Origin of the sequence: Shewanella xiamenensis, from assembly GCF_024971755.1 — a bacterium.
Taxonomy (GTDB): domain Bacteria; phylum Pseudomonadota; class Gammaproteobacteria; order Enterobacterales; family Shewanellaceae; genus Shewanella; species Shewanella xiamenensis.
Window position 1 is genome coordinate 4,193,503 of sequence record NZ_CP079718.1, and the last position, 13,862, is coordinate 4,207,364.

12 protein-coding genes are annotated in these 13,862 nt (G+C 46.1%); 5 read left to right on the forward strand and 7 right to left on the reverse strand.

Annotation, left to right across the window (positions count from 1 at the left end; all coding sequences use genetic code 11):
- The first annotated feature begins 146 nt into the window (after positions 1-146).
- Entirely contained in the window at positions 147-2,597 is a 2,451-nt protein-coding gene (locus tag KXJ80_RS19540) for an ankyrin repeat domain-containing protein (RefSeq protein WP_218737339.1), read from the forward strand.
- 165 nt (positions 2,598-2,762) lie between these two features.
- Here KXJ80_RS19540 and KXJ80_RS19545 read toward each other — a convergent pair whose 3' ends face one another.
- On the reverse strand, positions 2,763-3,956 hold the full coding sequence (locus KXJ80_RS19545) for a serine hydrolase domain-containing protein (protein WP_218737340.1): 1,194 nt from the start codon (positions 3,954-3,956) through the stop codon (positions 2,763-2,765).
- 560 nt (positions 3,957-4,516) lie between these two features.
- On the opposite strand from KXJ80_RS19545, the gene KXJ80_RS19550 reads away from it, so the two are divergent.
- From KXJ80_RS19550 to KXJ80_RS19560, 3 genes are all read left to right on the forward strand, one after another.
- The gene (locus tag KXJ80_RS19550; protein ID WP_256930947.1) at positions 4,517-5,020 is read left to right on the forward strand and encodes a hypothetical protein; all 504 of its coding nucleotides are present in this window, start codon (positions 4,517-4,519) and stop codon (positions 5,018-5,020) included.
- A gap of 403 nt (positions 5,021-5,423) precedes the next feature.
- Positions 5,424-5,987 (forward strand): hypothetical protein, encoded by a 564-nt coding sequence (locus tag KXJ80_RS19555; RefSeq protein WP_218737342.1) that lies wholly within the window; start codon positions 5,424-5,426, stop codon positions 5,985-5,987.
- 42 nt (positions 5,988-6,029) lie between these two features.
- Positions 6,030-6,347 carry an ankyrin repeat domain-containing protein gene (locus KXJ80_RS19560; protein WP_259474497.1) on the forward strand — a complete coding sequence of 106 codons (318 nt, stop codon included), beginning with the start codon at positions 6,030-6,032 and terminating at the stop codon, positions 6,345-6,347.
- A 101-nt stretch (positions 6,348-6,448) separates the two neighbouring features.
- On the opposite strand, the gene nqrF is transcribed toward KXJ80_RS19560, so the two are convergent.
- The 6 genes from nqrF to KXJ80_RS19590 are packed head-to-tail and all read right to left on the reverse strand — an operon-like array spanning position 6,449 to position 12,321.
- Positions 6,449-7,666 carry an NADH:ubiquinone reductase (Na(+)-transporting) subunit F gene (nqrF, locus tag KXJ80_RS19565; RefSeq protein WP_218737343.1) on the reverse strand — a complete coding sequence of 406 codons (1,218 nt, stop codon included), beginning with the start codon at positions 7,664-7,666 and terminating at the stop codon, positions 6,449-6,451.
- 51 nt (positions 7,667-7,717) lie between these two features.
- Positions 7,718-8,326 carry an NADH:ubiquinone reductase (Na(+)-transporting) subunit E gene (gene nqrE, locus KXJ80_RS19570; protein ID WP_011071187.1) on the reverse strand — a complete coding sequence of 203 codons (609 nt, stop codon included), beginning with the start codon at positions 8,324-8,326 and terminating at the stop codon, positions 7,718-7,720.
- Between the two features lie 9 nt (positions 8,327-8,335).
- The gene (locus KXJ80_RS19575; RefSeq protein WP_218737344.1) at positions 8,336-8,956 is read right to left on the reverse strand and encodes an NADH:ubiquinone reductase (Na(+)-transporting) subunit D; all 621 of its coding nucleotides are present in this window, start codon (positions 8,954-8,956) and stop codon (positions 8,336-8,338) included.
- Entirely contained in the window at positions 8,953-9,747 is a 795-nt protein-coding gene (locus tag KXJ80_RS19580) for a Na(+)-translocating NADH-quinone reductase subunit C (protein ID WP_047539897.1), read from the reverse strand. Before KXJ80_RS19580 ends, KXJ80_RS19575 begins: the two co-directional genes overlap by 4 nt.
- Entirely contained in the window at positions 9,737-10,951 is a 1,215-nt protein-coding gene (locus KXJ80_RS19585; protein WP_037429001.1) for an NADH:ubiquinone reductase (Na(+)-transporting) subunit B, read from the reverse strand. The genes KXJ80_RS19580 and KXJ80_RS19585 overlap by 11 nt, the downstream gene beginning before the upstream one ends.
- Positions 10,951-12,321: a Na(+)-translocating NADH-quinone reductase subunit A gene (locus tag KXJ80_RS19590; protein ID WP_259474498.1), complete on the reverse strand. Its 1,371-nt coding sequence runs from the start codon at positions 12,319-12,321 to the stop codon at positions 10,951-10,953. The genes KXJ80_RS19585 and KXJ80_RS19590 overlap by 1 nt, the downstream gene beginning before the upstream one ends.
- A gap of 453 nt (positions 12,322-12,774) precedes the next feature.
- Here KXJ80_RS19590 and KXJ80_RS19595 point away from each other — a divergent pair, with 453 nt between their 5' ends.
- Positions 12,775-13,815 (forward strand): NADP(H)-dependent aldo-keto reductase, encoded by a 1,041-nt coding sequence (locus KXJ80_RS19595; RefSeq protein WP_218737346.1) that lies wholly within the window; start codon positions 12,775-12,777, stop codon positions 13,813-13,815.
- Positions 13,816-13,862 lie beyond the last annotated feature (47 nt).

Here is a 13,862-nt window from a genome sequence, read left to right on the forward strand (position 1 = left end):
AACTAAAATCAGTCTTTAATTCTCCTTATTAGCATAGAGTTTTAGTGGCTAACCATATTAAAATACACATAAAATCATTCAGTTAAATGATGTTTATTTGAAATGATTTTGCTGCATTATTGTTAAAGCATTAAATAGGGAAGCCCATGCTAAATTGGATTTTTGGTGATAATAATCTCACCCTGCGGGAAATATGTGTTAATAACGAGCTGTCTACAGCCAAGAAAATTCAAAAAATTAATAAGTACCTCGCCAATGGCGGTGATATTAATTTTATTGATCCCGATATTTCCCCCTGTAATGTGTTAGTCCCCCTCTCCCGCAGCCCAGAGTCCGACCTCGAACTGGTAGATTATTTAATCAACAAGGGCGCACAAATTGAATGCAATGGCTTTAGTGCCCTGCACGCAGCAATTGAGTTTAATAATCCTGAGTTGGTAAAGCTCTACCTCAAGGCTGGTGCTAATCTTTACTATCAAAATCAATTTAATAACTGCTGGTTAAACTACTTATTTCATCCAAATCCTCAGTATATCTACCAAGACAGTCAGCGGATTATCATGCTCGATCACTTGCTTGAACTGGGGCTGGATATCAATCATTCAGTGAGTTTTTGGACCAATGGCGAGTTAAATCATCCCTTAGAAATCCTTTATGCTGAGCGCAGTAAAGATGTCTTTTTACATATCATTAATAAAGATCTTTATTTGGACATTGGCCAATTAAGCCTGATTGAAGAGATTATTTTTTCCAGCGACTATTGGGGAGTTGAAGCCTTCGCGCCATTAGTAAAACGCTATCCTGAGTTTAAAAAGTCCCGTTATATTATGGCCAACGATAGCAGCTTTTGGGACGACGCCAATTTACTCGAACTCTGTGTCTATGCTAAATCACAACAATACACTGAATATCTGCTAGATCATTATCCGCAGATCAAAGCCGACTCCCACGCTAAAAGTTTGCTCTACGCGGCATTGACCTCAGAATTTGACCTCAGAATTATCGAAAAATTGATTAAGGCGACCGTCGATATCAATCGCATCTATAGGATGACACCGCCTGACGCCGACCATTCCCCCGTGCTCAACCAATTTATTAATAACGCCCAATTTACCGATGTGAATCAACGGGAATATATCTATCAAGCACTAGAGCTGTTGCTCAAATATGGCGCGGATCCCAATTCTGTATTTATGAATGCGGGTAAACCCTACGAAATGTTGGCCTGGTCGAACTTGCGACTATTGGTTTATCCAATGGTCGAGAAGAAAACCTTTCTGCCGGAGTTTCTCGACCTCTTCATAAAATATGGTATGGATATCAATAAAAAATTTGGTGCAGTGGATGAACCAAGCTTGCTGACTATCTGCCAACGTGGTTCGGGTAAGGAAGATCAAGCCACACTTATCCAAGTGATGGAATATCTGCTCACCAAGGGACTCGATTTAAGCCTTACCAATATCTACAACACTAACTACGTGTCCGCTGCGGCCATCGCCTGTCGAACCCAAGTACTTGAATGGCTGATTAACCAAGGCGGGGATATTTTTACCCATTGCGGCCATGATAATTCGCCTATTCTGCACAAGGCGATTTCGACCTACTGGTGGGATCAAATCACTGGCCCGATGCGGCGTAATACTGTGGAACTATTACTACGCCACGGAGCAAAAATTGAAGAATACTCAGTAGATGAACAATTTACACCACTGATGTGTGCCTGCTATTACGGCGCACAATCCTGCGTTGAAGTGTTACTCGAACATGGCGCCATCCCCAATGCCATCAATGCCGAAGACACCACCCCCGCCCTTTGCGCCGTGATGGGCGGCAGTTCTATTGAGTTTCCTCGCTTTGAGTCAACGGCGGTGCGGATCTTAAGACTGTTACAGCAATATGGCGCTGACTTAACCGTAACTAATAGTGTCGGTAATAGCCCGCTGAGCGTGACTATGGAGCAGGAATATAAAGAGATTTTCGAAGTACTACTGCAAATCGTCCCCTACAGTGAGTCACAACTTGAGCAAGCCCTGAGCAAAGCCCAGCCACAAAGTTATTTCCAACGTCGGCTATTACAGAAGCTAGGGCGTGAAATACCACCAGCACTCACAGTTATCGACCATCACGTAGCGAAGCCAGAAGTCGCATCGCTTACGCTTGAATGTGGCACAACCCATGTGGAGGCACCAAAACCTGCACATACTCATAAAGCCAGATTAGAGGTCAGTGATGCGGCGGTGGATAGAAGCCAAATTCCGACGCTATTTGATCTCAAAAACAAAGTGCTGCATTTCTTTAAGCCGATAGCCAGCGATCCAAGCATCACGGCTCAACAGTTAAACTCGGTTAAAGAACAGGTTGAACTATTGATTGAAAAGCTCGACAACTTTAGCTTTTTCCGCAATCAAGCGACAAAGGCCGAATTTGAAGAAGGAGTTCAGGACTATCTCGATGAAATGGTTGATGAAATCAACAAGGTTATCGGAGATGATAATCCCGCACTTACCGAAGCCTTAGTCGATTCTGTTTGGACAATTTTGCAATACTTTAGAGTAGAGATTGAAATCGAAACTGCGCTAAGAAAGCGCTTTTGGTAACAGTTAGCACATTAGTAACCAACTAGACCCAGTATAAAGCCCCTACTTTGGGGCTTTATACTTTCGAGTTTAAGCCTAACCGCGCATCAGCAGACTTAGCCGTCTATTCGCCAACATAATGGCGAAAGCTAAGGCTTAAACATCAGAGGCTTAAACATCAGAGGCTTAAACATTAGATGCTTTAGCAAGCAGCAACTGACTACGAATAATTTGGCGGATCTGATTATGCAGTTCAAATACTCGAGCGCGATCATTAAGATTTAGCGATAGATTTTCCAGCATCACCAAATCCAAATTAAATTCAGGATAATGCAGCGTCATCGACATATAACCGGTTAAATAACCCGTATGACTGTATTCGACGAGGCCATCGTCCTTATTGATCCTTATTCCATAACCATAACGCATATTCGGCCACAAAAATGGCAACTCGATATACGCAGTGGTCATCCGCTGATAACTCTCAGGACTCAACAACTTGCCAGCATGTAATTGCTGCTGAAAGTCGGCATAAGTGGCCGCCGAGGCAATTAATCCACCAGCGGGCAATAACGCTTCATCAATTACCAGCTCAGCAGGTGCAATCACTTCGCTTTCCTGTAAACCAACGGCGAGTGAAGGCACTTTGCTGTGAATAGCCGCAAGACTACCCAGCTCTGCACTCAAACCATTAAGCTGGTATCGCGTTGCAAACTGCGCCACTTGCTCGGCAAAGGATTGGTGATTAACCTTCTCAAGCACTTGCCCAAGCAGTGAATAACCAAAGTTGGAGTATTCAAATTGGCTACCAGGCTCGAATCGATTGGTCTTACCCAGTTTATCGACACCCGATGCATGCGTCAGCAGTTGATGCAGCGTAATCCGCTCATCATATCGACCGGGATTTAAAGCGTTTGCACTTGAATTTGTGCCCGCCACAACGGCTTTTAATGCCTTGTTATCTCCCTTCGCATCACTAAAAAGGTAATGATTAAGCGTTTGAGTTAAATCGAGTTTCCCCGCATCAACCGCCTGTAATATCAAGGTTGCAGTGATTTGTTTAGAGAGCGATGCCATCACAAAGCGCGAATCTTTACTAATACCTTCACCCTTTTGCAATTCAAACAGCGGCTTGCCCCGCTCAAGCAGGATAACACTGCCACTCAATGGCTGCGGCGAATCCTTGATCGCGGCTTGGATTAAGCTCTTAATCTCCGCAGTCTTTGAGACAGAGGATGCGGTTTGGCTTTCAAGCTTAACAGACTGACCGCCTTGCGCGCTTTCCGACATAATCGCAGCTTCAAGCGACTCGCCAACACTATTGGCACTTGGGAATAATAACAACCCCGATAGCAGGGAGCCGATAACACTCAAACGCATGGGTTATCCTTAACTTAATTAGCAAATACTGCCTGATTAGAAAGCGGCCAGCTTATCACAGTAGGAATGTTAAATTTTGGATAAATTGCTATCGCTTCCAAAGGAGGTGAACTTCTGCTAGCTTTCGCGCGGTCTGCTCGCAATGCACTACACCGAATGATGCCTAACATCACTTTTAGAAAATTTAACAATGGGTGGCTTGTTAAATTGTTTGCCAACGGTCACTGGTGCAACAATTCCATCCCTAACGAGCCCTTTTATTGTTCATTTAGCTAAAAAGCTATTGCCCCAAAACGCATTAGAGATGTGATCTTAGGCTAACTTAGGCATTGCAATATTGACTTAATTTTACTGTTCCTACAGAGTGCATAGGAAATCTGTGGCGATTCACAGTTCCCCCAACTTAGCGGACCTTTTGTTTTAAATTCCAACAGAAAAATTAATTTCTTGTACTTTAAAACTGAAGAAATTAGCTTATGTTTTTGATTTAAAATGGATAGTTTGACTTAATACTAGATGTTGGCTTAACTAAGGGCAGTTTTGTGATACTTAGGTTTTTGATGATTGCTACACTTGTGTTTTCCTTCAATGCAAACGCAAAAAATTGTATTAAAGGGCAGCCTTGTGGAAACTCTTGTATTTCTTGGGACAAAGTCTGTCATATAAATACTCCAAAATATTTTGGCAGTAATATAAGTTCGCCAAGTGCAGCGAACCTGACTGAAAACATTAATCCTCTGAAAAACGAAATGCAAGTACATGCAGAAATGAATTGCATGGTCAGTTGGCAAGCTATACTCGATAGGTTTCTCTTTAATAAACAAGAGGAAGAAGTAATTAATGACGTAATCAATAGGTCGGTTGCAATCGCGAAATCTAAGTCTATTGTAATGTCAGAACAACAAATAGTTGAGATTAGAGAATCGTATAAGCAGTCTTTAAAAACAACCGAAACGCTCACCAATGATTTATTATCTTTGAGAAAAGATCCTGAGAGCTTTAGACAGATTTATTTTCCATTATGTGTACGTCAAATTATTGAAATGGTAGAAGTTAACAAGTAAGCTAACACACAGGCTTTGTCGCCTATATCCTATTTTAGCCCGCGTATTACAGACGCTTATTGTAGCGCTACCCCATACAAATATTAATCTGAAACATACCAATTAGAGCATCTGTTCCAGCACAGTTCTGTCCCCAAACGAGCAACATATCTGCTTTAAAATAAACAGGCGACACCGATGTTAAACAGGTGAGCCACGGTGATTAGCGAGACGACCGTCCGCCCCATGGACGGGGCGGTCGAGCATCCAAGGATAGGACTTGCTGCGTGTCGGTGAGTCAATGCCATGGCGAGCCTATTCACATTGACTAATGTTAACAGCCACTTTTGCCACGTCTTTAAAGCAATCTCAATCACTATTCGCTTGAGGGGAAACCGAAAGCAGATTATGTTGTTGATTTAAAATGGCAGATAGAATTATTGGTTGCCGTTTTCAATGGCTAAGGCGTGTAGTAACTGAAATGGATAACTTTGACTATAAATTGGGTACGTTAAACGGGATACTCACAGGGCTATCCTATGTAAACAATAAAGCGAATCACGGCTATACGTTTGAAATCATTAAAATTGATGCATCAAAACCATTAGAGATTGCAACGGAAAATTATCTTAAGGGTTTTTATAAGGATGCCACGGTTAGCTTTAGTGAAGTCATAGACTGGCGTAGTGAGATCAATGCAGCACTTCATGATTGGCTTTTTTTCTATCTCCTACCTACAACACAGGGCGGTTGCGGCTCAGCTTTTGCTTCTCTTAAGGATGTCGATAACGCCTTTTCAATGTCCATAAAAAGCTTTAGAGACGAATTTATCAAACAGATAAGTGATCAACTTGATGCGTTGGTAGAGGTTAAAAGGGTTTTAGCTGTTTCATTGATAACGGATGAATGGTACGAGATGGAATGGGTTGATTTTGCTATCGAGGGCAGGAAAGGAGTTGTATTGCTTCACTTGGGCGTTTCTGATTGATCTCCTTTAAATTTGCTTCACAGGATCAGGTTAAATATCCCTATGAACACTGAACTTATCCATGCAGTTAAAGCCAAGGATACACTTGCGGTTAAGCGCATTATTGCTAATGGCGCTGATCTTGAAGGCGTTGATAAGAATGGGATGACGGCACTGTTGCATGCCTGTGAGCTACAGTCTTTTGAACTGCTCAAACTATTAGTGGATGCAGGTGCCGATGTGAATCATCCAAATGCGCTGGGGTATCGTCCGCTCGATATTGCTTACTGGCAAGGAGAGTTTCGCATGGGATGCTATACCACTGAAAGTCAGCGTATGGTGAGCTATTTAAGCCGCCATGGCGGTAAATCCTTTAGCTAGATATCAAAGCCAACTAAAAGCCCTATAAACAAAAATCGCGTTAGACACAGCTATACTAGCTCTGCCTAACGCGATTTTCTATTCCACTTACCACTTACCGCTTAATCACCAAAGTCATCGAGCAGGATATTTTCAGGCTCGACCCCTAGGCTTTCAAGCATACGGATCACCGAGGAGTTCATGATTGGAGGGCCACACATGTAGTACTCGCAATCCTCTGGTGCCTTATGATGTTTAAGGTAATTTTCGTAAATCACATTATGGATAAAGCCAGTGTAACCCGTCCAGTTATCCTCTGGTAACGGCTCCGACAGCGCCACATGCCAAAGAAAGTTGTCATTCTCAGCCGCTAATGCATCGAAATCGTGTTGGTAAAACACCTCACGGGTCGAACGGGCACCGTACCAAAAACTCATCTTACGCTTGGTCTTTTTACTCTTTAGCTGATCGAAAATATGTGAGCGCATCGGTGCCATGCCCGCACCACCGCCGATAAATACCATTTCTGCATCGGTATCCTTCACAAAGAACTCACCGAATGGGCCAGAAATAGTCACCTTATCCCCCGCCTTGAGGTTAAAGATATAAGAAGACATCTTACCCGGTGGCACATTGGCCGATGGTGGCGTGGCAATCCGCACGTTAAGCATAATGCGGCCCTTTTCATCGGGATAGTTCGCCATTGAATAGGCGCGCAGCACATCTTCATTAACGGTGGAGACTAAGTCGAACAGACCGTATTTTTCCCAATCGTCGCGGTACTTAGCCGGAATATCAAAGTCGGCGTATTTCACCACATGGGCAGGCGCTTCAATTTGGATATAGCCACCCGCCTTAAAGCGCACGTCTTCACCTTCGGGCAGTTTTAGCAGTAACTCTTTGATAAAGGTGGCCTTGTTATCGTTTGAGATCACCTCACATTGCCACTTCTTCACGCCAAAGATTTCTTCTTCTAGCTCAAGTTCCATATCGGTCTTCACCGCCACTTGGCAGGCGAGACGACAGCCTTCTTTGGCTTCTTTTTTAGTGATATGCCCTTGTTCTGTTGGCAGAATATCACCACCGCCCGATTTGACTTTCACTCGGCACTGGCCGCAGGTACCGCCGCCGCCACAGGCTGAGGGAATAAAAATATTCTTACTCGCCAAGGCGCCAAGCAGTTTGTCGCCTGCGGCAACTTTAATGCTTTTCTCGGCGTCGTCGTTAATCCCGATAGTGATCTCACCGGTAGTCACTAATTTCTTTTTGGCGATAAGGATTACTATCACCAGTAGGCACACCACTAGGGTGAACATGCCTATGCCTATTGCCATTTCCATTCGATAACCCTTTTTCTAAACAGAATGCGGTTTCACTTTCTCAGCCACGCGCTACAGCGAGATCCCCGAGAAAGACATAAAGCCAAGTGCCATCAACCCTGTGGTAATAAAGGTGATACCAATCCCCTGTAAGCCTTCGGGAATCGCATGGAACTTCATCCGCTCACGCAGCCCTGCCAGCATCACAATCGCCAACGCCCAACCTGTGCCCGAACCCATGGCAAACACCGCCGATTCGGCAAAGTTGTAATCACGGTTAGCCATAAAAATCACCCCGGCAAAAATCGCGCAGTTTACGGTGAGCAGTGGCAGGAAGATCCCGAGGGAGTCATACAGGCTTGGAATGTATTTATCTAAAAACATTTCAAGGATTTGCACTAAGGCCGCAATCACACCAATAAAGGTGATCAGTTGCAGGTAACTTAAGTCGATGCCAGGCATGCCCGCCCAAGCCAATGCGCCCGGTGCTAGTACCTTCGCATAGATCAGTTGGTTTAAGGGCACGGCTAAGGTCATCACCACGATAACCGCAACGCCTAAGCCGAAAGCGGTCGACACCTTTTTAGACACGGCTAAAAAGGTACACATACCGAGGAAGAACGACAGCGCCATGTTGTCTAAGAAAGTGGCCTGTATAAACAGATTAATATAGTGTTCCATATCCGCTCCTTAACCGCGTTTACGCTGGATCACGTTAATGGTCCAGATCAGCAGGCCAATCAGGAAGAAGGCGCTTGGGGGCAACTTAAACATCTCGTTAGGTAAGTACCAGCCGCCGTTTTCAACCGTAATCAACACGCTATGGCCAAACAGATTGCCCGTGCCTAATAGCTCACGCACAAAGGCCACACTGATCAGCACCAAGCCATAACCCGCCGCGTTACCCACGGCATCGACCACAGCTAAGTGCGGTGGATACTTCATCGCAAAGGCTTCTGCGCGGCCCATGATGATACAGTTAGTGATAATTAACCCAACGAATACAGACAGTTGCTTAGAAAGCTCATAAGCCACATCCTGCAATACCATGTCGACAATAATCACCAAGGAAGCAATCACCGTCATCTGGGCAATAATCCGCACACTGTTAGGGATAAAGTTGCGAATGGCGGAGATGATAAGGTTAGAGAACACCAGTACGAAGGTCACCGCCAGTGTCATCACCACGGCCGTCTGCATGGAGTTACTCACCGCCAGCGCCGAACATACGCCCAGCACTTGCATCGCCACTGGGTTATTGGCAAATACAGGGCCTGCTAGCATGTCCCGCATGGATAAACTGTTGCTCATTTTGCACCTCCCAACTCACCTTGCTCAGCCGATGCCTTTAATTGGTTGAAGAAGGTTTGGAAACCCTCGACGCCAAACCAAAACTCCATTGCGCGCTGTACGCCACGGCCTGTCATGGTCGCGCCACTCACAGCATCAACACCGTGGATATCACCCTCTTTGGCGCCGCCTTTCACGAGGCGCATCGCAAACTTGCCTTTTTCATCAAAGAGTTGTTTACCCTTCCACAGGGATAACCAATGTGGGTCAGTCACAAAGTCACCGATACCTGGGGTTTCACCGTGCTCGTAAACCACCATGCCTTTAATAGTATTAAAGTCAGGCTCGACGGCCACGTAACCGTAGATCATCGACCATAGCCCTTTACCGTAGAAAGGCACTACGACGCTGGTTAATTTGCCGCTATCATCGAACACCTTAAACACGCGGGCATCGTTGGCGCGGGTCTTGATTTTGGCGATATCCTTTTTAGGGGCGCTTGAGGTTTCAGGGTTAATCGCCGCCATGCGCTCGTCAAAGTCGAGTACATTGGCATCAGAGTCCACTTTGCCTGTGTCAAGATTAATCAATAATGGCTTAACGGATTTAGCAAAAATCTCTCTAAACTCATTACCTTGGCCAATATTCACATCGGCCGCCATCAACACATAACGTTGTAACTCATCGCGTTTTTTTGCGAGCTTACGCTCTTTCAACACGCCTGCGGTACCGGTGATCATAAAGGAGCACAAAAGGCAGAGCGTGATGGTGAAGATCATGGTCCCCACCACAGTATCTTTCTTAAATACCATGACGTTTTACTCTCCGTTTGATGTTGGCACGGGCCACCAGATAATCGAACAGCGGCGCCCACAGGTTGGCGAACAGGATGGCTAACATCACGCCTTCTGGCATTTTGGGGTTAGCCACACGGATAAGGATTGTCATAAAACCAATCAGCGCTCCGTAGGCAAACTTGCCTTGGCGGGTATAAGAGGTCGTGACTGGATCGGTCGCCATAAACATCATCGCGATAGCAAAACCACCAGTGACTAAATGCCATGTCCAAGGCATTGCCATCATCTGGTTAGTGCTTGAACCGATCACATTGAACAAGGTTGCAGTGGCAATCATGCCCAGCATCACACCCACCACAATACGCCAGTCGGCTAAACGGGTGATAAGCAGTAATAGCCCACCGAGCAGCACAGCGAGCGTGCTGGTTTCACCAATCGCGCCCACGGTAAAACCGAAGAAATTATTCCACCAGTTAGGATCGCTAAAGGCACTGTACCAAGCGTAATCGGCAAATTGCAGCTTACCGGCAGCGGCTTGCGCTAGGGCTGTCGCGCCAGAAAAACCATCCACGGCAACCAGTTGCTTAACGGTCGTGACTTCTGAGGGATAGGCAAAATAGATAAAGGCCAAGCCAGCTAATGCGGGGTTAAGGAAGTTATATCCCATGCCACCAAACAGCTCTTTGGCAATTACCACCCCAAAGCTAATCCCCATTACCACCAGCCAAAGCGGAATCGAAACAGGTAAAATCAGCGTAAATAACAAGGCTGTGACGAAGAAGCCTTCGTGCAGCTCTTGGCGACGCACCTTGGCAAACACCACTTCCCAAAACAGGCCTGTCAGCAATGCCGTTAAGTAAATCGGCAGATAAAAACTTAAGCCGTAGAGGAATAAACCAATCACGCCCGTCTCGGCACTTAAGCCACCGCTTAGAGCGTTAAACAGCGCGAGTTTCCAGGTTTCTGGCGTCGTTAAGCCGCTTGCTAGTGCGAGCTGTGCCTGTAAGCCTACGTTATATAAGCCAAATAAAATGGCAGGCAATAAACAAAGGCCCACTAAGGTCATGGTACGTTTTACGTCAATGGCGTCACGTACGTGCACTTGTCCCTTAGTGCTGCGACCACTGGCGATCACCAATGAGCGCACAAAGCCCTTCATCGATTTACCCGTGGCGTAGTAGTCGTCCTGTAAATCAGGTTTTTTAGGTTGTGTCGTCATTAACCTTCCCTCTCGATAACATCTAGACAAGCACGTAGCTCTTTACCGAAGTCATACTTGCCAGGGCACACAAAGGTACACAGGGCCAAATCTTCTTCATCTAACTCCAATGCGCCTAACGCCTGCGCCTCATCGGTATCTCGCACCACTAAGTCACGCACTAGCAGAGTGGGTAAAATATCTAATGGCATTACGCGATCGAGCTGACCAAAGGCCATCATGGCGCGCTGAGAGCCGCCCTGATGGGTGGTAAATTCGAAGGATTTAGTCAGGCCAAATAAACGGGAGGTTACCGCACGGGTGATAGAGAATTTGTCCGAACCGCCACGCACCCAAGGCAATACTTGGTGCTGCGCATCTTCGGCAAGAACCGATACCTGGTTGTGGAAGCGGCCTAAAAAGTCATGTACGCCTTGGGCGGTATGGCCCGATAACACTGAGCCTGACACCACACGGTTATTACCGGGTTTAATCTCATCGGCCACTAAGGCGCTCAGCTCTGCCCCTAACTGAGTGCGCAGTAAACGTGGATTAAGCACACTTGGACCACCTAAAGCCACCACGCGGTCGGTATAAAGTTCACCCGTTTGGAACAGCTTGCCGTAGGCGATCACATCTTGATAGCCGATGTGCCATACCTGACGCTCAATGCTCACGGGCAAGGTAAAGTGAATATGAGTTCCGGCTAATCCGGCTGGATGCACGCCAGCAAAACGGCGCACTTCAACCTTTGGTAAATCAGTACCGACTAAGGCTTCGCCCTTATCTTGGCAAAGGTAAACCTTGCCCTCAGTTAAATGACTCAGTACCGCTAAGCCTGCCTTAAAGGCATCGCGCTGCTCGGCAATAATCAACCTAGGATCGGCGGCGAGTGGATTGGTATCCATAGCCGTCACGAAAATACCTGCGGGTTTGCTATCTAACGCGGGAACACGGGAGAAAGGACGGGTACGCAGCGCAGTCCACAGACCACTGTTAACCAATTGCGCCTGAACCACCTCGGCAGAAAGTGTCTGTAAATCGGTGTGGATATCGAAACGGATCTGCTCATCGGCGTCTAAGCCATTGCAGCGGATCACCACGGATTGTAAGACTCGACGCTCGCCACGGTTAATCGCCACAATCTCGCCACTGGCGGGAGCGGTAAACAGTACGCCTTTTGTTTTTTTATCTTCAAACAAAGGTTGGCCTTTTTTGACCTTATCGCCGACTTCCACCAACATCGTCGGTTTTAAGCCAACATACTCCTCCCCCAACAGGGCCACTTGGGATGGCCTATTACCGGGTTCGATGATCGGCCTAGGCTCACCCGAAATCGGCAAGTCGAGGCCTTTTTTGATCGTTATAACTTGGTTTGAAAAATCTGCCATCACAAATATCAACCATGAAAATTTTTAGATAAATTTAGGGTAGATGTTTGTTAACAGATAATCCGATAGTGGCGTCACATTCCGCCGCAATTTCGTAAGTAATATACGTAAAATTGCATTATTTTGTGATGAAGATCGAGTCATATTCTGAACAAAAACTTCAAATGTAGTTTTATAACAAATAATTAATAATTACGTCATAACTGTTTTAGAAATAACTTAACCACCTAAAAACAGACAAAAATCCCCCTCTTAGACCCCGAATCGGGGCAAAGGCACAAAACCCAGAGTCAGTGGCGAGTTAGTGCACAATATGTCGCAATAAACCTAGCAAAATCCCCACAAGGCATTGGTTATTTTTAACCCACTAACATTCTTAGCGCCGCATTAACCTTTGCTTTACAGCAAAAGCTTGATAGCCTCGAACTAAGATAGTTTCCGTAGGAGAAATAGATGGAATACAGACGCATACCGCATTCTAATCTCGAGGTGAGCAAAATCTGTTTAGGCACCATGACTTGGGGCGAGCAAAATACCCAAGCCGAGGCCTTTGCACAGCTAGACTACGCCATAGGCAGTGGCATCAACTTTATTGATACTGCGGAAATGTACCCTGTGCCGCCAAAGCCGGAAACCCAAGGCGAAACCGAGCGCATTTTGGGTCAATATATCAAGGCCCGTGGCAATCGTGATGACTTAGTGATCGCCACTAAGATTGCCGCACCGGGTGGCAAGAGTGACTATATTCGCAAGAATATGGCGCTAGACTGGAACAACATTCACCAAGCGGTCGATGCCTCACTCGAACGCCTGCAAATCGATACTATCGATCTCTACCAAGTGCATTGGCCTGACCGCAATACCAACTTCTTCGGGGAATTATTTTACGACGAGCAAGAGATTGAGCAGCAAACGCCAATCCTCGAAACCCTTGAAGCCCTCGCCGAAGTCATTCGCCAAGGCAAAGTGCGCTATATCGGCGTGTCGAACGAGACCCCTTGGGGACTGATGAAGTATCTGCAACTGGCGGAAAAACACGGCCTGCCGCGCATTGTGACAGTGCAAAACCCCTATAACCTACTCAACCGCAGCTTTGAGGTAGGCATGAGTGAAATCAGCCACCGCGAAGAGTTGCCACTGCTGGCCTACTCGCCCTTGGCCTTTGGTGCCCTGAGCGGCAAATATTGCAATAACCAATGGCCAGAAGGTGCGCGCTTAACCCTGTTTAAACGCTTCGCCCGTTATACTGGTTCGCAAATGGCACTCGATGCCACAGCGGCCTACGTAGACTTAGCCCGCGAGTTTAATCTATCCCCCGCGCAAATGGCGCTAGCCTTTGTTAATTCACGTAAATTTGTTGGCTCAAACATTATTGGTGCCACAGATTTATACCAGCTAAAAGAGAATATCGACAGCTTAAAAGTCAGCCTATCGCCCGAGTTACTCGTACGACTAAACCAACTATCCGATCAATTTAGATTACCTTGCCCTTAGTCGATAAGCGGGTTAAATAATGGAACGATGGCATCAAGTAAATACAC